The sequence below is a fragment of the Bradyrhizobium sp. dw_78 genome (assembly GCF_018449525.1).
Lineage (GTDB): Bacteria > Pseudomonadota > Alphaproteobacteria > Rhizobiales > Xanthobacteraceae > Bradyrhizobium.
Genome location: NZ_JAAVUS010000005.1, coordinates 338,746 through 357,604, shown reverse-complemented (window position 1 = coordinate 357,604; position 18,859 = coordinate 338,746). Strand labels below are relative to the sequence as shown.

General features: G+C 64.7%; 19 protein-coding genes. 4 read left to right on the top strand and 15 right to left on the bottom strand.

Annotated elements, in window-relative coordinates:
* Positions 1-64: 64 nt before the first annotated feature.
* Complete coding sequence (locus HB630_RS16030) at positions 65-2,284, bottom strand: pseudouridine synthase (RefSeq protein ID WP_213773218.1); 2,220 nt, start codon at positions 2,282-2,284, stop codon at positions 65-67.
* Positions 2,285-2,421: 137 nt separating this feature from the next.
* On the opposite strand from HB630_RS16030, the gene HB630_RS16025 reads away from it, so the two are divergent.
* Positions 2,422-2,868, top strand: a complete 447-nt coding sequence (locus tag HB630_RS16025) for a nucleoside deaminase (RefSeq protein ID WP_249780879.1) — start codon at positions 2,422-2,424, stop codon at positions 2,866-2,868.
* Positions 2,869-2,888: 20 nt separating this feature from the next.
* On the opposite strand, the gene HB630_RS16020 is transcribed toward HB630_RS16025, so the two are convergent.
* The 5 genes from HB630_RS16020 to HB630_RS16000 form a co-directional block, all read right to left on the bottom strand.
* Positions 2,889-3,794, bottom strand: coding sequence for an alpha/beta hydrolase (locus HB630_RS16020; RefSeq protein ID WP_213773217.1), 906 nt, complete (start codon positions 3,792-3,794; stop codon positions 2,889-2,891).
* A 137-nt stretch (positions 3,795-3,931) separates the two neighbouring features.
* Positions 3,932-5,215 carry a phosphoribosylamine--glycine ligase gene (purD, locus tag HB630_RS16015; RefSeq protein ID WP_213773216.1) on the bottom strand — a complete coding sequence of 428 codons (1,284 nt, stop codon included), beginning with the start codon at positions 5,213-5,215 and terminating at the stop codon, positions 3,932-3,934.
* Positions 5,216-5,406: 191 nt separating this feature from the next.
* The gene (locus HB630_RS16010; protein ID WP_213773215.1) at positions 5,407-5,706 is read right to left on the bottom strand and encodes a transcriptional regulator; all 300 of its coding nucleotides are present in this window, start codon (positions 5,704-5,706) and stop codon (positions 5,407-5,409) included.
* A gap of 3 nt (positions 5,707-5,709) precedes the next feature.
* Positions 5,710-6,267 (bottom strand): hypothetical protein, encoded by a 558-nt coding sequence (locus HB630_RS16005; RefSeq protein WP_213773214.1) that lies wholly within the window; start codon positions 6,265-6,267, stop codon positions 5,710-5,712.
* Positions 6,264-7,262 (bottom strand): alpha/beta fold hydrolase, encoded by a 999-nt coding sequence (locus HB630_RS16000; RefSeq protein ID WP_213773213.1) that lies wholly within the window; start codon positions 7,260-7,262, stop codon positions 6,264-6,266. Before HB630_RS16000 ends, HB630_RS16005 begins: the two co-directional genes overlap by 4 nt.
* Positions 7,263-7,409: 147 nt before the next feature.
* On the opposite strand from HB630_RS16000, the gene xseA reads away from it, so the two are divergent.
* Entirely contained in the window at positions 7,410-9,020 is a 1,611-nt protein-coding gene (xseA, locus tag HB630_RS15995; protein ID WP_213773212.1) for an exodeoxyribonuclease VII large subunit, read from the top strand.
* A 123-nt stretch (positions 9,021-9,143) separates the two neighbouring features.
* On the opposite strand, the gene HB630_RS15990 is transcribed toward xseA, so the two are convergent.
* Positions 9,144-9,980 carry a dienelactone hydrolase family protein gene (locus tag HB630_RS15990; RefSeq protein ID WP_213773211.1) on the bottom strand — a complete coding sequence of 279 codons (837 nt, stop codon included), beginning with the start codon at positions 9,978-9,980 and terminating at the stop codon, positions 9,144-9,146.
* 336 nt (positions 9,981-10,316) lie between these two features.
* On the opposite strand from HB630_RS15990, the gene HB630_RS15985 reads away from it, so the two are divergent.
* Entirely contained in the window at positions 10,317-10,544 is a 228-nt protein-coding gene (locus HB630_RS15985) for a DUF2093 domain-containing protein (protein ID WP_213773210.1), read from the top strand.
* Between the two features lie 129 nt (positions 10,545-10,673).
* Here HB630_RS15985 and lpxK read toward each other — a convergent pair whose 3' ends face one another.
* From lpxK to HB630_RS15955, 6 genes are read right to left on the bottom strand one after another with little or no spacing between them, the layout of a single operon-like run.
* Complete coding sequence (lpxK, locus tag HB630_RS15980; RefSeq protein ID WP_213773209.1) at positions 10,674-11,699, bottom strand: tetraacyldisaccharide 4'-kinase; 1,026 nt, start codon at positions 11,697-11,699, stop codon at positions 10,674-10,676.
* Positions 11,692-13,029, bottom strand: a complete 1,338-nt coding sequence (locus HB630_RS15975; RefSeq protein ID WP_213773208.1) for a 3-deoxy-D-manno-octulosonic acid transferase — start codon at positions 13,027-13,029, stop codon at positions 11,692-11,694. The genes lpxK and HB630_RS15975 overlap by 8 nt, the downstream gene beginning before the upstream one ends.
* Positions 12,989-13,705, bottom strand: coding sequence for a lysophospholipid acyltransferase family protein (locus HB630_RS15970; RefSeq protein ID WP_213773207.1), 717 nt, complete (start codon positions 13,703-13,705; stop codon positions 12,989-12,991). The genes HB630_RS15975 and HB630_RS15970 overlap by 41 nt, the downstream gene beginning before the upstream one ends.
* Complete coding sequence (locus tag HB630_RS15965) at positions 13,702-13,950, bottom strand: DUF4170 domain-containing protein (protein ID WP_213773206.1); 249 nt, start codon at positions 13,948-13,950, stop codon at positions 13,702-13,704. Before HB630_RS15965 ends, HB630_RS15970 begins: the two co-directional genes overlap by 4 nt.
* Positions 13,951-14,010: 60 nt before the next feature.
* Positions 14,011-14,829, bottom strand: a complete 819-nt coding sequence (locus HB630_RS15960; protein ID WP_213773205.1) for a 3'(2'),5'-bisphosphate nucleotidase CysQ — start codon at positions 14,827-14,829, stop codon at positions 14,011-14,013.
* Positions 14,816-16,216 (bottom strand): metallopeptidase TldD-related protein, encoded by a 1,401-nt coding sequence (locus HB630_RS15955; protein WP_213773204.1) that lies wholly within the window; start codon positions 16,214-16,216, stop codon positions 14,816-14,818. Before HB630_RS15955 ends, HB630_RS15960 begins: the two co-directional genes overlap by 14 nt.
* 293 nt (positions 16,217-16,509) lie before the next feature.
* On the opposite strand from HB630_RS15955, the gene HB630_RS15950 reads away from it, so the two are divergent.
* Positions 16,510-17,034, top strand: a complete 525-nt coding sequence (locus HB630_RS15950; RefSeq protein ID WP_213773203.1) for a DUF6101 family protein — start codon at positions 16,510-16,512, stop codon at positions 17,032-17,034.
* Between the two features lie 117 nt (positions 17,035-17,151).
* Here the strand turns inward: HB630_RS15950 and ubiA are convergent, their stop codons facing one another.
* Both ubiA and HB630_RS15940 read right to left on the bottom strand, forming a co-directional pair.
* Positions 17,152-18,081 carry a 4-hydroxybenzoate octaprenyltransferase gene (gene ubiA / locus HB630_RS15945; protein ID WP_213773202.1) on the bottom strand — a complete coding sequence of 310 codons (930 nt, stop codon included), beginning with the start codon at positions 18,079-18,081 and terminating at the stop codon, positions 17,152-17,154.
* Positions 18,082-18,226: 145 nt separating this feature from the next.
* Positions 18,227-18,829, bottom strand: coding sequence for a hypothetical protein (locus HB630_RS15940; protein ID WP_249780878.1), 603 nt, complete (start codon positions 18,827-18,829; stop codon positions 18,227-18,229).
* Between the last annotated feature and the right edge of the window lie 30 nt (positions 18,830-18,859).

The following is an 18,859-nucleotide window of genomic DNA, read 5'->3' as shown; positions in this document are numbered from 1 at the left end:
CTCCCATGGGAGAGGTGAAACCGAACTCAAGGCGAGGTTCAACCCAAAAGCCATGAGAGGACTCTTACTCGTCCCGCGGCCTCAGATCGCGCTTGCCGTGATAGCCGCGCTGCGGACGACGCGGCGGGCCGTAGCCATTGGCCTCGGCTTCATTGCGGGCGCGCGCTTCCTCGCTGCCGGTGCGCTGCACCAGCACGCGGCGGCCCTTGCGGTCGGCGATCAGCGCACTCTTGCCGGCTGGCTTGAACGGCTTCTTGCCGTGCGGCGCCTCGGCCGCATCGTCGTCGGTCTTTGCATCGGGCTCACCCGGCATCGGCCGGTTGAAATCAGCTCCCGCCAGCGCGGCGATCTTCTCGCCCAGCTGGTCGCGCAACACCCGAGTCCTGACCTCATCGACCTGCCCTTCGGCGAGTTCGGCCAGTTGGAACGGGCCGTAGGACACCCGGATCAGCCGGTTCACTTCGAGGCCAAGATGCGCCATCACGTTGCGCACCTCGCGGTTCTTGCCTTCGCGGATCGCAAATACCAGCCAGACATTGGCGCCCTGGTCGCGTTCCAGCGTCGCATCGATCGAACCATATTTGACGCCGTCGACCTCGATGCCTCTCTTCAGTTCGTCGAGCTGGGCCTGCGTGACCTCGCCATGGGCGCGGACGCGATAGCGCCGGAGCCAGCCAGTGTCGGGCAGTTCGAGCGCACGCGCCAGGCCGCCGTCATTGGTCAACAGCAGCAGGCCCTCGGTATTGAAATCGAGCCGGCCGATACTGATCAGCCGCGGCAGGCCCTCCGGCAGATTGTCGAACACCGTCGGCCGCCCTTCCGGATCGGCGTGGGTCGTCATCAGGCCGCGCGGCTTGTGATACAGAAACAGCCGCGTGCGCTCGCGCGGCGGCAACGGCTTGCCATCCACGGTGACGACGTCGTTGACGGTGACATCGAGCGCCGGCGAATTGATCACGCGGCCATTGACGCAGACGCGGCCCTGCACGATCCATTCCTCGGCATCGCGGCGCGAGGCTAAGCCTGCCCGCGACACCACCTTGGCGATGCGCTCGCCGGATTTCTTTTCGCGCGGCGCCCGCGCCGGGCGGCGCTCCTCGGGCGCACGCTCGCGATAGGCGCCGCGGCCGCCAAAGGCCGGGCGCTTGGCGAAGATCCTGCTGTCATCCTCATTGTCGCGGCGCGGCCGATCAGCACCGCGATCGCTGCGCGGATGTTCCTGCCAATCCCTGCGGCCTTCGGTTCTTCCGGAGTCGTTGTCGCGGCGGGGCCGGTCGAACTTCGGACGATCGTCACCGGATCGATCGAATTTGGGCCGTTCGCGAAACGGGCGGTCACCTTCCGGACGATCGCCGCGCGGGCGCGAAAACCGCGGACGTTCCTCGCCGCCGCGGTCGTCCCGCGGTTTGTCGTAACGGGGTTTGTCAAAGCGCGGCCTGTCGAACTTCGGCTTGTCGAAACTCCGCGCGCCATCGCGGGACGGGGGGGAATTGCGTCCGACATGGTCGGGCGAACTGGCATCGCGTTTCTGCCACGGCTTTGAATCGCCGCGATCCCCCGTGTCGCGCTTGCGATCACGGTCGCCAAATTCCTTGCGCGGTCCGCGATCCGGAGCGCCGCGGGAGAATTTCCTGTCGCCGTCGAACTTCCTGTCCGGCCGATCGCCACGGGGACGGTCGCCGTCCTTGCGAAAACCTTCGCCGCGCGGCGTATAGGGCCGCTTCTCGCCACCGCCGTCACGCGACGCGTAGGGCTTCTTGTCGCCGAATTTCCGCTCGGAGAAGCGCGCCGCCGGGCGCCCCTCGCCGCGCGGCGCGCGATCGTCACGATGATGGCTCGGACGATCGCCGCGCGGGGTGTACGGACGCTTCTCGCCATCGCCACGGGAAGGACGATCGGCAAAGGGCCGATCGCCGCGCGGGCGGTCGTCCCTGTTGAAACGGGCAGGACGCGGCGCGTCACCCTCATGGCGCCGTGGCGCGTCCCGGTCGTAGCGGCGCGGCGCATCGCCCTCGTCCCGACGCGGCGGCGAACCTTCCCGCTTGCCGGCATAGGGCTTTCCGGAACCCGAATAGGGCTTCTTGCCATACGATTTCGCGCCGTCGGCTTTACCGGCATAAGGGCGGCGCTCACCGTCGCGCTGGTCGCCATCCCGTTTTACAAAGCCGCGCTTGGCGAATTTCTTCTCCGGGCCCCGTGCGGCGCCGGAACGGCCCTTGCCGCCCGAAGGCCGATCACGCCGGCCGCGCGAGGAAGCGTTGTCTTTGTCGTTATCGCGGGGCATGAAGGGTCTCACTAAGGGTGCAGGGCAAATAACAATGGATGCGCACTCGTTGTTTTGAGCCGCATACTCACGCAAAACCGGTATCCACTTTTGCTGAAGGGCAGCTTAGTAGCAGAGTTATCCGGGTAATACGAGACATGACTGCAGCATCTTTGATGGATCTGGCGCTGAAAACGGCCGAAAAGGCCGGAAAAGCCGGCGAAGTGCCGGTCGGATGCGTCATCGCGCGCGGCAACGAGGTGATCGCGACCGCCGGGAACCGCACTTTGACCGACCGCGACCCGACCGCGCATGCCGAAATTCTCGCGATCCGGCAGGCCGCTGGGATCATTGGCAGCGAGCGGCTGACCGATTGCGACCTCTACGTCACGCTGGAGCCTTGCACCATGTGTACCGCCGCGATCTCGTTCGCGCGAATCCGCAGGCTCTATTACGGCGCGGCGGACCCCAAGGGCGGAGCGGTCGATTCCGGCGTGCGGTTCTTCGCCTCGCCCACCTGCCACCACGTGCCAGAAATCTATTCGGCGGTCGGCGAAAGCGCGGCCGCCACGCTGCTGCGCGAATTTTTCAAAGCGCGGCGGTGATCGTCTCGCAATGACGAAAGCTACGCCGCCGTAAAGAACTCCATCAGCTTCTTCGCCGTCTCGTTCGGATTTTCCTCAGGCAGAAAATGCCCGGAATCGACCGGCGAGCCCGTCACGTTGGTGGCCCAGCTCTTCCAGGTGTCGAGCGGCGTGGCGGCGGCGCTGGCGATGCCGGCATCGCCCCACAGCGCCAGCATCGGGATCGTGATCTTGTTGCCGACGTCGTGATCTCTCTTGTCGATCTCGTAATCGGCATAGGCGCCGGCGCGATAATCCTCGCACATCGCATGCACGCGCGAGGGATCGCGGAACGGCGCGAGATAATGTTCGAGCGCGCGCGGATCGATCTCGTTAAGCGTTTTCGACTTGGTCTGGCTCGCCATTTTCTCCTTCAGGAAGAAATCCGGCGCGCCACCGACCAATGTCTCGGGAAACGGCGCCGGCTGGGCCAAAAAGGTCCAGTGATAGATCTTCAGCGCATAAAGGCGGTTCATCCGCTCCCAGTAATCATAGGTCGGCAGGATATCCAGCACCGCAAGTTTCGACAGCCGGCCGGGATGATCGAGCGCGAGACGATAGGACACCCGTCCACCACGATCATGGCCGGCGAGCGCGAAATGCACATAGCCGAGCTGCTCCATCGCCTCGATCATCGCCTGCGCCATCGCGCGCTTGGTATAGGGCGTATGGTTTGCGTCGCTTTCGGGCATGTCCGACCAGCCATAGCCCGGCAGGTCGGCAATGATCAGGGTGAACCTCTCTGCCAGCTGCGGCGCCACGGGGTGCCACATCACATGCGTCGACGAAAACCCGTGCAGCAGCAACAGCGGCGGCCCCTTGCCGCCGACGCGGGCGAAGATGCGACCGGATTTGGTGTTGATCCATTTGGATTCGTAGCCAGGAAACAGATCGGCGAGATCAGGCATACGTTACTCCCTTCGATGTCATTCCGGGCGACGCGTTGAACGCGTCGACCCGGAATCTAGAGATTATTGAGCGCTTGGGTACACCATCCCGAGATTCCGGATCGATGCGCGTTGCGCATCGCCCGGAATGGCGGCCTCTAGCTGCCCGCCTTTTCTTTCTCCACCGCCTGCCAGCCGATGTCGCGGCGGCAAAATCCGTCGGACCATTGGACGCGGTCGACGGCTTCATAGGCATGACGCTGCGCTTCGGTGATGCTCTTGCCCAGCGCGCAGACGTTCAGCACGCGGCCGCCATTGGCCAAAATCTGTCCATCCTTCGACACCGTACCGGCGTGGAAAATCTCGACGCCCTCGATGCCGGCAGCGGCGTCGAGCCCGTCGATGCGCGAGCCCTTCTTGTAGTCGCCGGGATAACCCTTTGCCGCCATCACCACCGTCAACGCCGATTCCGGATACCAGCGCAGATCGAAATTCTTCAATTGCCCGTCGCAGGCGGCCAGAAACGCCGGCACGATATCCGACATCATCCGCAACATCAGCACCTGGCATTCCGGATCGCCGAAGCGGACATTGTATTCGAACAGTTTCGGTCCCTGCTCCGTCAGCATCACGCCGGCATAGAGCACGCCGCGAAACGGCATGCCGCGGCTCTTCATGCCGGCGACGGTGGGAAGGATGATCCGTTCCATGATCTGGTCGTGGATTTCTTCCGTGACGAACGGCGTCGGCGAATAGGCGCCCATGCCGCCGGTGTTCGGCCCCCGGTCGTGATCGAACACGCGCTTGTGGTCTTGCGCGGAAGCCAGCGCGATCGCGGTCTCGCCATCGCATAGCGCAAAGAAACTGACCTCGCGGCCGGACAGGAATTCCTCGATCACGACTTCCGCGCCGGCAGCGCCGAAAGCGCCCTCGAACATCATGGCGATGGCGTCTTCGGCCTCGGCCAGGGTCTGGGCGACGACGACGCCCTTGCCTGCGGCGAGCCCGTCGGCCTTGACCACGATCGGCGCGCCCTGCACGCGGACATAGGCGAGCGCATCGGCGGCCTTGGAGAAACGGCGATAGGCCCCGGTCGGAATGCCGAACTCGCTGCAGAGATCCTTGGTGAATCCCTTCGAGCCTTCGAGCTGCGCCGCCTGCCGGCCCGGCCCGAACGCCTTGATCCCGGCGCGTGCGAGGTCGTCGACGATCCCCGCCGCGAGCGGCGTCTCCGGCCCGACCACCACCAGATCCACCGCGTTGCGTTGGCAGAATTCGATCACCGCGGCGTGGTTGGCAACATCGAGCGCCACGCATTCGGCTTCCCGCGCGATCCCCGCATTGCCTGGCGTACACCACAGCTTCGTCACCAGCGGCGATGCCGCGATCTTCCACGCCAGGGCGTGTTCGCGGCCGCCGGAACCGAGCAGGAGAATATGCATGAGGAAACCAATGCAGGTGTGTGAAACCGAGTCGGTCGCATAAAACTCTCTGCTCCCGCAAGAGCAAGATATCAAATGCCGTCATTCCGGGATGCGCCACTTGGAGCAGGACCGGAATCCATGCTCCCGATGGTGGTTATGGAATCCGGGCTCGCGTCTTCGATGCGCCCCGGAATGACACGCGGCTACGGCTACCGCGCTGCCCCCGCGATGATCTCCTGCAGCGTCGCGACGTGGCGGGCGAAGGCGACGCGCCCGGCCGCGGTCGTGGTCACCGTGGTCCGCGGCTTTTTGCCGACGAAGGCCTTCTCGACCGCGACATAACCCGCCTTTGCCAGCGTCTCGATATGGGCGCCGAGATTGCCGTCGGTGGCTCCGGTGAGTTTTTTCAGCCGGGAGAATTCCAGCCCGGCGGTGGCCGGAAGCGCGTTCAGCGCCGCCATGATTTTCAGCCGCAGCGGCTGATGGATGATGTCGTCGAACTCGGCCATCGGTCAGTTCCGGCGCATCCAGAGCCCGCCCAGGATGAGCCCGCCGCCATTGATCAACGCCATCCACGGCTCGAACCAGTCGCCGATCAGGAAGTAGCCAGCCAAGGTGAGCGCGGCGATGCCGAGACCGATCGCAACAAAAGCCCGGCCCACCCATAAGCCGACGAGGGTATAGGCCAGCATGAAGTAGATCGGCCAGAACGTTGCCAATTGACGCGGCGTGAAATGCGCCAGCCCGCGGGTGCAGAAGAAGCCGAAGGCCAGGAACAGCAGGAAGGCCGTCAGCATCCTGACATCGAAGCTGCGGATGCCGGTTCGGGTGCGGCCGAAACCACTGACGACGAACGAGCCCGCAATGCCCGCCACGTCAACCGCGATCCAGATGTAACCGGCGCTACGCGGCCAGAGAAATGACGCGATATTGCCCGCGAAAACCAGCACGCCCCACATCACAATCAGCAGGCTGGAGAGTTGGTAGACCGTCGATTGCCGGACCCGGCGTGCGACGGAATCGATATCCGACAGCGCGGAGGCGGCTTGCTGCGGGTCGATGCGGCTCATGAATTCAGGCCCGCGGTTGCGACATCGTCGGCAATGACGGAGACGGCCGCGGGACTGCTGACGATGCCCATATGGTTGACACCGTCGATGATCCTGACGGCGGCGCGGTCGCCGACCGCCTCGCGATATCTGTCGGATAACATCAATTCGTCGGCGGAGCCCGCAAAGATCGTCACGGGTTTGGTCGCCGCCGCAAGATCGGCGCGGAAATCGCGCGAAACGGCGAAGTCGCGCATCAGCCGGTACGAATAAGTCGCGGTGAGCATTTTCGCCGAATGGGGCGGCACCGCGAAAGCAATGGTCGGCAGCGATTCCGCCCAGGGCAGGCCGATCCGACGCAACACCGACAGCGCGATGAAGCGCGGAATATCCGGATTGGCCCAGCCGCCGGCATCGGGGCGGCTGCTCGGCGCATCGTAGCCGAGATAGGGCGCCAGCAATACGGTGCGGGTAAACAGGCTCTGGATCGCCGAGCCCGCCACGCGCAACGCGAACCCGCCGCCGGACGAGTGGCCGACCAGCGTCAGCGGCGCTGTTGGATTGGCCTTGCGGATTTCAGCCACCAGATCGGCCATGTCATCCTCAAGCTGGCCCGGATAGGCGATGTCGCCCCTGGTTCCGGAGCTGCCGTGGCCGCGGATATCCACCGCATAGGTCTGCACCCCTCGTGCCGCCAAAGCGAGCGACAGCGCCTGGATCGCCCCGCCGCTGGAGCCCGACGAGCCATGAATGACGACAGCGATGCGACCGACCGCCGGCCCGTGGGCCGGATAATGCCGATACGCCAGTTCAGTGCCGTCGCGGGCCTGGAACCGGGACACCCCAGGCAGCGCGCTGAAATCGATCGAGTGGCGCGCGTCTGAAATCGAGGCCAGTTCGGGCGGTTGCCGGACCGGCCAGGCGATCAGCCCGACCAGCAGAAGAACAGCCAAAACGGCGACGGCGAGGATCCAAAGGATGGCCCTGAGGCCGCCAGTCACGATCGTCGCGGTCATGATGCCGCCTTTCCCGGATGGCTCAATTTACCAATATAGATAACTCTGTAATACAGAGCATGTAAAGCCGCAAGTGCAGATTTGCGGGTGCAACCGAAAACCTTACCTTGCGCGCGAACCTGAAAAGCCTGATTCGATTGTCCTGAAATGACCGTTGCCGAAGCCCTGATCAACGCGCCCGAATTTACCGTCTCCGAACTATCCTCCGCGCTGAAGCGGACGGTGGAGGACGCCTATGGCCATGTCCGGGTGCGCGGCGAGATCTCCGGCTTCCGCGGACCGCATTCCTCCGGCCATTGCTATTTCGCACTGAAGGACGAGAGCGCCAAGATCGAGGCGGTGATCTGGAAGGGCGTGTACGGCCGGATGCGCTTCAAGCCGCAAGAAGGGCTCGAGGTCATCGCCACCGGCAAGCTCACCACCTATCCCGGCTCGTCGAAATACCAGATCGTGATCGAGGCGCTGGAGCCGGCCGGCATCGGCGCGCTGATGGCGCTGATGGAAGAGCGCAAGCGGAAGCTCGGCGCCGAGGGCCTGTTCGACGAAGCGCGCAAGCAGCTCCTGCCGTGGCTGCCGGAAGTGATCGGCGTCGTCACCTCGCCGACCGGCGCCGTGATCCGCGATATCCTGCACCGGCTGCAAGACCGCTTTCCGCGCCGGGTGCTGGTGTGGCCGGTCAAGGTGCAGGGCGAGGGTTCGGCCGAACAGATCGCAGCCGCGATCCGCGGCTTCAACGCGCTGCCCGAGCAGGGCAAGGTTCCGCGGCCGGACGTGCTGATCGTCGCGCGCGGCGGCGGTTCGCTGGAGGATTTGTGGTCGTTCAACGAGGAGATCGTGGTCCGCGCCGCCGCCGAAAGCATGATCCCGCTGATCTCGGCGGTCGGCCACGAGACCGACATCACGCTGATCGATTTTGCCGCCGACAAGCGTGCGCCGACGCCCACCGCCGCCGCCGAGATGGCGGTGCCGGTGCGCAGCGAGTTGATGGTCGAGGTCGCGACGCTGGCGCGGCGCGCGATGCTGTGCTGGCAGCGCAGCCAGGAAAGCCGCCGCAACGAATTGCGTGGCGCCGCCCGCGCGCTGCCGGCGGCCAGCGAACTGCTGGCGATTCCGCGCCAGCGGCTGGATAGCGCGGCAAGCACGCTGCCCCGCGCATTGAGGGCCAATACGCATGCCCATTTCCGCCGCTATGCCGCCGGCAGCGCGCGTCTGACCGTGCGGGTGCTGCGCGGCCAGCTCGAACACGCGCGCCAGCGGCTCAGCGTTTCCGGCGAACGGATGGTCCATTGCACGAAGTCGCTGTTGCGCCACCGCCGCGACCGCTATGCCGGACTTGAGATCAGGCTGAAGGCATCGAAGCTCGCGAACGCGCAGGCGCAGCGGCAGGCGGTCGCGCGTCAGCACGAGCGAACGCTGCGGCTTGCCGAGCGGGCGCGGCGGGCGCTTGAAACGGCCATGCAGCGCCATCAGGCGCGCGTCGCGCATAGCGGGCAATTGCTGGCCGCGCTGTCCTATCGCGGCGTGCTGGCGCGCGGTTTTGCGCTGGTGCGCGACGAGCATGGACGCGCGCTGCGCGCCGCGGCCTCGATCGGACCGGGCGAAAATCTCTCGATCGAATTTGCCGATGGACGCGTCGCGGCCACCGCGGACGCGAGCCGGCCGGCGGCGACAAGTCCGGCAAAGCCTGTCGCCGGCGAACCCAAAACCGCCGCGCCGAAGCGCGTGGTCAAACCGGTCGGCCAGGGAAGCTTGTTTTAGAGTGTGATGAGTCTGGGTTGAAAGTGGATGGCATCGGAAGTTCACCTCTCCCATCGGGAGAGGTCGACGGAGCATACGGCCAAATCAATTCAAGCAACACTCATCCTGCTTTAGAAGCGGCCCTTACCTCGCGAGCCACTCCGCTACACGCTTCTGCGAATCGGTGCGCGCCTCCGGATCGCTGCCGAGATGGCCGCGTTCGGGCACGGCGGCATCCGAGGTTCCGGCCAGCGCCCGAAGCGGAAAATTCGCGCGGTCGAAATCGTGATAGGCGGCGGGATAAACCACGATATGCACCAGCGCGCTGCGCCCGCGCGCGCCTTCGATCATCTGCCGGCAGGCGAGCGGCGAACTGACGTCGTCCTTGGCGCCGATCAGGAGCAGGGTCGGTACCCGGGCGCTCCAGCCAAGGCCGGCCGAAAGGCGGCAATCCGGATAGAACGCGATCGCGGAACGAAAATCCGGCTCGACGCTGCGTGAGGACAATTGCGGGCGCACCGCCCACAACAGCGCGCTGGCGCCATTGGCCCATCCCAACAGGCTGATGCGATCATGCGCGGTCCAGGGCTGCTGCACCAGCCATTGCCGGGCCGCCAGGATGTCCGCCACCCGTTCGCGGCGGGCCAGCACATGACGTTCCTTGACGCGGCATTGCGGGCCGAGCTCACGCGAACCGTAGCTGTCGGGCAGCAGCACCGCTGTGCCGGATTTCAGCAATTGCTCGGCCCAATCGCGATAGCGCGGCAGCACCGGCTCGGAACGGCCGGCCAGTCCGCCGCAGCCATGCAGCGCGATGACGGCAGGAAACGGCCCCTCGCCGTCGGGCTTATAGAGCTCGGCATGCAACACGCCGGTCGCTGCGGGGATATCGACCTCACGCGGCGAAGGCAGCGGTGCGGCCTCCGCTGCGGAGGTCATGGCGAGCAGCGTCAGGAATATGATTGCTGACAGAAAGCGCATTCAGGTTTGCCGGGTCGCTAGGGGGCTGAAAACACAGCACTTCGCCGCCAGAAGTACCATGTGCCCTGATCCGAAATTCATCACAAATCGGTGGGTTTGACGGGCGGACATCGGGACCTATTTATGGTAGGGAAACGTTTCTAAATATTCGGCGCCGGTCAGAACGACCGGGCGCCAATGGCGTTTCGAGCGAAAGTCTGTCTCGCACCAATCTGTTCCAGATTCGGGTCGCGGGACGTGGATGCCGACTCGGGTGAAGAAACGCGTCACGACAAAATGCGAGCCAGGTTCCGATCCAATCGGAGCCGCAAAGGCTCCGGAAACTGGAGTTAAACCGTGCTGAATAAATTCGGCCCTTCGGGCCACGGCGAGGCGCAGGTGCAATATCTCGACGGCGACTTCCGGGTGATCTCGCCGGGAACCTATGTGCGTTGCGCGGTGAGCGACCTGCGGATTCCGTTGGATGAATTGAAATATTGGAGCGTCGATCTCCAGGAAGCCTATGCGGTCCCGACCGCGGTGCTGCAGCGGCATTTTCCCGCCGCGCTGAAGACGGTGAAGTGACGCATCACATTTTCCAGAGCAGATTGAATTTTGGTTGAATCGATTGGGCCTCATGCTCCGTTCACCTCTCCCCAGCGGGAAGAGGTGAATTTTCGATACCATCCAGTTTCAACCTAAACTCATCACGCTTTAGTCCCGCCGGAACTTGTTCTGGCGGGCCTGAAACAACCGATCCGCCACGAATTTCCGCAACCGTGCGTCTTCCTCGAATGCGAGCGAGACTGCGAACGCCACGATATCGCGCGTGCGGTCCGGGAGTCCGGCTCCGCCGCGCAGCCGTACCAGGTCCTTTTCCGTCGTCACCAATGTCAAGCCATCCCGGGCAGCGTCCGCGGCCAACGCATCGATCTCGCTGGCCGAATAGGGGTGATGATCGGGAAAGACGCGCTCCCGCACCACCTCGATCCCAGAGCCGCGCAACGTTCTGAAAAACCGCCGGGGATCCCCGATCCCGGCGAAAGCGAGCACGCGTTTACCACTGAGCGACGCCGCCGATGCCGCATCGGGTTTCAGACGCGCGCGCAGCACCGGCTTGTCCTGCGCATTGATCGCATCCGCCACGGCGTCGGCCGCCTTGCCATCGCCGATCACGATCAGCGCGTCGGTGCGGGCGAGTTGCGGCGGCAGCGGCGCCCGCAACGGACCGGCAGGAAAGACCCGGCCGTTGCCGAGGCCACGGTCGCCATCGATGACGATCAGCGACGCATCCTTGGCGATCGCCGGGTTCTGGAAGCCGTCATCCATCAGGATAACGCTCGCGCCCTGCGACCGCGCCAGCGCGACCCCGTCGACGCGGTCGCGCGCCACCACCACCGAGACCGTCTGCGCCAGCATCAGCGGTTCGTCGCCGACATCACCGGCGGCATGCCTGGCGGGATCGACCTTGACCGGTCCCTGCAAGCGTCCGCCATAGCCGCGGCTGAGCACCACCGGCGTCTCGCCGAGATCGCGCAGGACTTTCGCAAGGGCCAGCACGGTCGGGGTCTTGCCGGCGCCGCCGGTGTGATAATTGCCGACGCACAGCACCGGAACGCCGGCGCCAAAGCCCGGGCGCTGCAAACGAAGGGCGGCGGCGAAACCATAAACGGCGCCGAGCGGCGTCAATAACAGCGATATCCAGGATGACGGCCGGTACCAAAAGGCCGGCTCACGCACCGGCCGCTCCCATTTCGAGCCGCAGCTGCAACAGATACGGCTCGAGCGCGGCAAGCGTGCGCTCCAGCGCGCCGCCGAGCTGTTCGACCACCCGCACAGACGCATCCGCCGATTGCTCGCGCGCCGCCGGGTCGGCCAGCAATTGGCCGAGCTGCTTCACCAGCGCTTCCAGCGTGTCGGCGTGCATGGCGCCGCCCGCGCTGTCGAGCGCATCGTAGACATCGGTGAAATTGAAGACGTGAGGGCCGTGAACGATCGAGGCGCCGAGCTTGATCGCCTCGATCGGATTCTGCCCGCCGTGAGGAACCAGCGAGCCGCCCATGAACACGATCGGCGCCAGCCGATAGAACAATCCGAGTTCGCCCATGGTGTCGGCGACATAAATATCGGTCGTCGCCATCGGCAATTCCTCGTGCGAGCGCAGCGCCACATGCAAACGGGTGGCGGCGATGGCGCGGCCGATCGCCTCGCCGCGAGCGGGATGCCGCGGCACGATCACGGTCAACAGCGACGGAAAATACCGGGTGAGCGTCCGATGCACGTCAAGCAGGATCTCCTCCTCGCCGGGATGCGTCGAGGCCGCGACGATGATCGGGCGTCCGCGCGTCACCGCCATCAACCGTTCCAGCTTCGCCATGTCGGCGGGCGGCGCGGGGACATCGAATTTCAGATTGCCCGTGGTGATGACGTTGCGGCTGCCGAGCGCCGCAAAGCGCGCCGCATCGGCTTTCGATTGGGCGAGGCAAATATCGAACCTGCCGAGCAAGGCCGAGATCGTGCCCGACACCCGGCGCCAGCGCGGGAACGAGCGGTGCGACATCCGGCCGTTGATCAGGACCATCGGCAGCCGCCGGGCCGCGCTCGACAGGATGAGATTGGGCCACAGGTCGGATTCGATGAAGAGCGCCAGCGAAGGCCGCCAGTGATCGAGGAAACGCGCGACGTAACGCGGCGAATCATACGGCACATATTGATGGATGATATCGGCGGGAAACCGCTTGGCCACGATCGCCGCCGACGTCACCGTGCCCGAGGTCAGCAGGATGCGCATATTCAACGCGCGCAGCCGCTCGATCAGGGCGGCCGCGGCCAGCACTTCACCGACGCTGGCGCCGTGGATCCAGACCAGCGGCCCGTCGGGGCGGACACCTCCGCCCATGCCACGGCGCTCACCGATACGGTCAGGATCCTCCTTGCCCTGTTTCAGCCGCCGGCTGATCAACGCCGGCGCCAGCGGCACGGCCGCCGCCGACAGCCGCTGGTAGAGACGCAATGTCATCGGCAGGGAATCAGCCATGCTCCGCCTCTTCCGGACGGCCGACCAGCGCATAGGCCCGGCGGGTCGCTTCGTTCAAAATCGCTTCGACATGGGCGCGGATCTTTTCCATCGCCTCTGTGTCGGCATCCGGCGGCACCCAGATCGTTTCGATGCCCACCAATGCGCCTTTCCCGAACGGCAGATTGATGGTGGTCCGGTCCCAATTGTTCAGGCGGATGAAACGACTCGTCGCCATCGCAAAGGGCATGATCGGCCGCCCCGATTCCCGCGCCAGCATGATGATGCCAAGACCCGCGACACGCGAGCGCTTCGGCACGTCGGCGGTCAGCGCGACGTTATAGCCCCGCCCCAGCGCGCGCACCATTTCCTTGAACGCGCCGACGCCGCCCTTGCGATGGAACGACGAGCCGTGATCGCCGGAGCCGCGGATGGTGCCGATGCCAAGCCGCTCGGCGGCGATCGCGTTGAATTCGCCGTCGCGATGCCGGGAGATCAGCACCTTGGCGCGGTGGCTCTCCTTGGTCTTGATGAAGGGCGTCAGGAAATGCTGGCCATGCCAGAACGCGAAAATCGCCGGCATATCCGGCTCGGCCAGATCGTAGACGTTGACGGGCTCGAAACAGAATTTGTTGGTTTTCCAGACCAGCCGCAGATATTCGGCCGCGAGAAAACCCACAGCACGCTGGAGCCAGTTGCTGCGCAGCCCGTTACGAAGCAGTCTTCTCAATGGCCGGGCTTTGTATCTTGACCCGGATCGAGCAGCCGATGGAGATGGACCACGAAATAGCGCATCTGGGCGTTGTCGACGGTCTGCTGCGCCTTCGCCTTCCAGGCGGCATAGGCGGTGGCATAGTTCGGATACACGCCGACGATGTCCACCTTATCGAGATCCTTGAACGTCACATGCTCCAGATCCGTCAGTTCACCGCCGAGGACGAGATGGAGCAATTGTGGCTGGGCACTATCTGGCATGATTCCCTTTCCTAGCGACGATGCCCCGCAAGCAAATCCTGCAAGGCGCGACAGAGGTACTCAGGGCAGCGGATAGTGCCGGAAATGCTCGACAATGCTCGCATGACGGTCGTGTCCCGCTGCCACCAGCACCCCGTGCGTCACCTCGCGGCGATTGTAGAGGATGGTGTCCCCCGAAAGCGCGGTCATCTTACCATCCGCTTCCTCGACGATCAAATTCGCCGCGGCGAGGTCCCAGTCGCGGCTTTGGCCTCCGGCAAACGCCGCGTCCAGCCTTCCCTCCGCGACCCGGCATAGCCGCAGCGCCAGCGAGCCGATTCGCGGATAAAGCGTGATTTCGCCGGGCTCCCGGCTCAAGCATTGCACCAGCGGCTTCGGGCCGGCCAAGCGGGAAAAGTTCAGCTCCGTGCCCGGCGTCGCCCGAATCGGCACGTCGTTGCGCGTGGCGCCCTTGCCGCGCTCGGCAGAGAAGAACTCATCGGTGACCGGCGCGAACACCGCCGCAAGCACGGGAGCGGCATCCTCGACCAGCGCCACGCTGACGCACCAGTCCTCGCGGCCGGCGAGATAGGCGCGGGTGCCATCGATCGGGTCCACGATCCAGACCAGCTGCTTGCCCAGGCGCGCCTCGTCGTCGGTGCTTTCTTCCGACAACCAGCCGTAGTCCGGCGCGGCAGAACGCAACCTGGACTCGAGAAAATCATTGACCGCGATATCGGCCTCGGACACCGGCGACGAGGCGCCCTTGGTCCAGTTTTTCAGCTCGGTGCGGAACATCGAGAGCGCCAGCGCGCCGGCCTGCCGCACGGTATCTGTCAACAGCGCGGCGTCGCGCGGCGAAATCCCGTGATGCACGTTGCCGGCGTCACCTTCCGCCAAGCGTCAATCCCTCGATCCGCAGCGTCGGCGCATTGACACCGTAACGGAATTGCAGGTCATTGGCGGGCACCAGCGACTTGAAGATTTCAAGCAGATGACCCGCGATCGTCACCTCGCTGACCGGATAGGTGGTCTGGCCGTTCTCGATCCAGAAGCCGGAAGCGCCGCGGCTGTAATCGCCGGTCACGCCGTTGACGCCGGAGCCGATCAGATCGGTGACGTAAAAGCCCTGCTTGATGTCCGACATCAGTTCGGCCGGCGTGGCCTCGCCCGGCTCGAGGTGAAGGTTATAGGACCCCGGCGACGGCGACGACGATACGCCGCGCTGGGCGTGTCCGGTCGTGACCAGCCCGAGCTCGCGTGCGGTGGCCGAATCCAATAGCCACGACGTCAGCACGCCCTCGTCGATGATGGCGAGCTTCTTGACCTTGACGCCCTCGGCGTCGAACGATTGCGAACGCAATCCGCGCACCCGCAACGGATCGTCGATGATGCGGATATTGCTGGCAAACAGCTTTTCGCCAAGACGGTCTTTCAGGAAACTGGTCTTGCGCGCGACCGAAGCGCCGTTCACCGCGCCGACGAGATGGCCGACGATCGATCCGGCAACGCGGGGGTCGAACACCACGGGCACCTTGCAGGTCTCGACCTTGCGCGGATTGGCGCGCGCCACCGTGCGCTCGCCGGCTTTGCGGCCGACGCTTTCCGGCGATTCGAGATCGGAAGCATGCGGCGCGGCGGTGTAATCATAATCGCGTTCCATGCGGGTGCCGTCGCCCGAAATCGCGGTCATCGCGATGCTTTGGCTGGAACGCAGATAGGAACCGTGGAAGCCGGTGCTGGTCACCAGCACCATGCCGCCGATTCCGGTGGAGGCCGAGGCGCCGCCCGATTTGGTCACGCCCTTGACCGCAAGCCCGGCCGCTTCGGCTTCACAAGCACGGCGCTCCAGTTCGGATGTCGATGGGACCTTCGGATCCAGCAGATCGAGATCGGGAAAATCCCGCGCCAGCAGCGCCGGATCGGCTAATCCCGCATATTTGTCTTCGGGCGCGACCCGCGCCATCGCAACCGCGCGCTCGGCAAGCCTGGCCACGCCGTCGCCGCTGACATCGTTGGTCGAGACCACCGCTTGCCGCTGGCCCACCAGCACACGCAGTCCGACATCGTCGCCTTCCGAACGCTCGGATTCCTCGACCCGTCCGTCGCGCACTTCGACCCCTTGCGACACGCCGCGCACCGCCACCGCGTCAGCGGCATCCGCGCCCGCGCGTTTGGCGGCCTCGACGAGGCGCTGCGCCAGACCGCTCAGGGCGGATTGATCGAACAGATCCGAGAGCGCGGCATCGGAGGAACGCGGCGACGCGGCTGATGGTGAAGAGATCACGAATGAAATCCCAGGGATTGAAGAACGATTGAAGCCGGATCGCAACGGGTTCGATGCAATCGGCCGATCCCATCAGATGTGCCCGATTCATGCGGACTTCAAGCGTTTTCGTGAACCGGAACATAAGATTTTCCAGCACGCGGCAAGGTCTCGTCAATCATGTGAGCCAAGGTCTTGTCAATCATGCCGACGGGTGACTTCCGATTAACCAGCCTTCTTAAGAGGAAACGGAAATTGCCGTGGCAAGCTCCACGCATCGACCGGGAACATAATCCTGGCGGGGAGACAAAGCCGTGAGGCGTCAAACATCAACAAGCGGGGTCAATCCCGCCGGGTCGAGCCGCGCCTTGCGGCTCGACCCTCTCTCTTTGCCCGTGAGCTTCGACGCGCACGATACGCGCGCTGACGGCGGCGTGCGGCAAATCGAACTTCATCGCGAACGCGTGGTGCTGCGCCGTGCGCTGCACGGCATGCGGATGGCGGTCAATGTCCGCGTCAGCGATTTTCTCGGCGTCGCGCTACGCGGCATCGACGATGCGCAGATGCTGGCGCTGGTTCACCGCGATCCCTCGCTGACAATTCCGCTCTGCGTCAGTTCCGACCGCGACGAGATCGTGGCCGCCTGGCGGATGTGGAGCGATATCCTCCAGCTTCCGCAACTGCCGGAAGACAAAGCATCCGAGCCGGCGCCGCGGCGCCGCCGTCACAACGCGATTCGGACGCGCCGTCCGAAATTTCTGATGCGGCGGCGGCGCGGAGATCTGCTCAACCCTGCGAATATTTACCGGGGCGAACGCGAGATCATCGCGCGGAATTAACGTTCCGGTTTGCAAGAAAGCCAGAACATGATCGGTTCTGATTGAATCAGAACCAAGGCTTCTTGTTTTGACGCGTTTTCTTCACGCGAACCGGTATCCACTTCGCTCGAAAACGCTCTAATTCGCCCGCATCACCGCGTCGGCGAGAAGCCCCGCGAACAGCAACAGTCCGGCATCGCGATTGGATTTGAAGACCCGCAGGCACAGCACCGTGTCCGAGATATCGAGGCGGGCGGTCTGCCAGACGAGATGCGCGGCGAAGATGGCGAGCCCGATCCACGCCGGGAAACCGGAGCCGGCCAGCCACAACGCGACCCCGATCAAAACCACCGCCAGTCCATAAAATGACAGCAGCGCCGGTCGCGTGCGTGCGCCGAACAGCCGCGCCGTCGATTTGACCCCGATCAGCGCGTCATCCTCGGCGTCCTGATGCGCGTAGATGGTGTCGTAGCCGATCACCCATGAGATCGAACCGGCATAGAGCCAGAGCGCCGCCGCATCGATGCGCCCGAGCGTGACCGCAAACCCCATCAGCGCGCCCCACGAGAACGCCAGTCCAAGCACGATCTGCGGCCACCAGGTGATCCGCTTCATGAACGGATAGATCGCCACGATCATGAGCGAGGCGATGCCGGTGGCGACCGCAAAGCGGTTGAATTGCAGCAGCACCGCAAGACCGACCAAGACCTGGGCGACCAGGAAGGCCAACGCCTGCCTGACACTCACCTGCCCCGCCGGGATCGGCCGCGACCGCGTCCGTTCGACCATCGCGTCGAGATCGCGGTCGGTGATGTCGTTCCAGGTACACCCCGCGCCACGCATGACGAAGGAGCCAATGGCGAACAAGACGATGAAGAGCGGCAATCGGCTGACATCGTGCGCGACGCCGGCGGCCAGCGCCGCCGACCACCAGCACGGGATCAGCAACAGCCAGGTGCCGATCGGCCGGTCGAACCGGGCAAGCCGCAAATAGGGGCGTGACCAGGATGGCGCGACGGTGTCGACCCAATTGCCGGTCGAATCGGCAACGCGGGCGGCGGCGCTCATTTGAGACTTGGGTTGCTGAGACTTGGGCTGCTGAGAATCGGGCTACCGAGACTTGGGCGATTGAGTCCGGAGCTGCGCTTCGAGGTGAAATGGCCGATACGAATCCGTATCGGCCGGACGAGGAATGTCAGGCCGGCAATACGCGTCATCGCGTCAGCACATTGCCGTTCAGCGTGTCGAAGGTACTGCCGCCCTTCTTCTTCGTCGCCTCCGGAAGCGCTGCGGCCGAGCCCAGCACCTCGCTCAGGCTCGGACCGGCCGGCCCCCTTTGCTGCGCCTGCTGTGCGCTGTCGCAGACCTTCTTCAGCATCATCTCGGTGTTCTTGTGGCCATTCTTGAGCTGGTCGGTGACCTGCTGCGGAATTCCGCACTTTGCCGCGTTGGACTGGACATATTTGATCATCTTGAGTTCGGCCTGGCCGAAGCCCTCGATCAGCTTGCAGGCCTCTTCGGGCGAGGCATGCCGGTCGCTGGCGGCCTTGATCTGCTTGCCGCGCTTTTCCGCGTCCTCGCGCAACGGAACGAAGTCCTTCATGCAATCACCGGGCGGACCGGCTTGCTGCGGAGGCGCCGACGAAAATCCGCCGCTGGAGATCGGGGCCGCGCCGCCGGCAGGAAACGAACTCATCGCAGGGGAGCCAACCGCGGCCCTCGGCATCGAACCGTTCACCGGCGGGAATGCAGGATCGCTCCTCTGACCGGCTTGGCCCGGCACGGGCGGAAAGGCCGGATCGTTCTGTTGGACCATTCGGCCCGGCAACGGTGCGGGAAAGGCGCC

What these genes read in the sequence shown, in the direction of transcription:
- HB630_RS15990 (WP_213773211.1), bottom strand. Translation starts at nt 9,980, where the DNA reads ATGCGCTTTCTGTCAGCAATCATATTCCTGACGCTGCTCGCCATGACC.
- purD (WP_213773216.1), bottom strand. Translation starts at nt 5,215, where the DNA reads ATGCATATTCTCCTGCTCGGTTCCGGCGGCCGCGAACACGCCCTGGCG.
- xseA (WP_213773212.1), top strand. Translation starts at nt 7,410, where the DNA reads ATGACCGTTGCCGAAGCCCTGATCAACGCGCCCGAATTTACCGTCTCC.
- HB630_RS15975 (WP_213773208.1), bottom strand. Translation starts at nt 13,029, where the DNA reads ATGCGCTGGTCGGCCGTCCGGAAGAGGCGGAGCATGGCTGATTCCCTG.
- HB630_RS16030 (WP_213773218.1), bottom strand. Translation starts at nt 2,284, where the DNA reads ATGCCCCGCGATAACGACAAAGACAACGCTTCCTCGCGCGGCCGGCGT.
- HB630_RS15940 (WP_249780878.1), bottom strand. Translation starts at nt 18,829, where the DNA reads ATGGTCCAACAGAACGATCCGGCCTTTCCGCCCGTGCCGGGCCAAGCC.
- HB630_RS16000 (WP_213773213.1), bottom strand. Translation starts at nt 7,262, where the DNA reads ATGACCGCGACGATCGTGACTGGCGGCCTCAGGGCCATCCTTTGGATC.
- HB630_RS16010 (WP_213773215.1), bottom strand. Translation starts at nt 5,706, where the DNA reads ATGGCCGAGTTCGACGACATCATCCATCAGCCGCTGCGGCTGAAAATC.
- HB630_RS16025 (WP_249780879.1), top strand. Translation starts at nt 2,422, where the DNA reads ATGACTGCAGCATCTTTGATGGATCTGGCGCTGAAAACGGCCGAAAAG.
- ubiA (WP_213773202.1), bottom strand. Translation starts at nt 18,081, where the DNA reads ATGAGCGCCGCCGCCCGCGTTGCCGATTCGACCGGCAATTGGGTCGAC.
- HB630_RS16005 (WP_213773214.1), bottom strand. Translation starts at nt 6,267, where the DNA reads ATGAGCCGCATCGACCCGCAGCAAGCCGCCTCCGCGCTGTCGGATATC.
- HB630_RS16020 (WP_213773217.1), bottom strand. Translation starts at nt 3,794, where the DNA reads ATGCCTGATCTCGCCGATCTGTTTCCTGGCTACGAATCCAAATGGATC.
- HB630_RS15965 (WP_213773206.1), bottom strand. Translation starts at nt 13,950, where the DNA reads ATGCCAGATAGTGCCCAGCCACAATTGCTCCATCTCGTCCTCGGCGGT.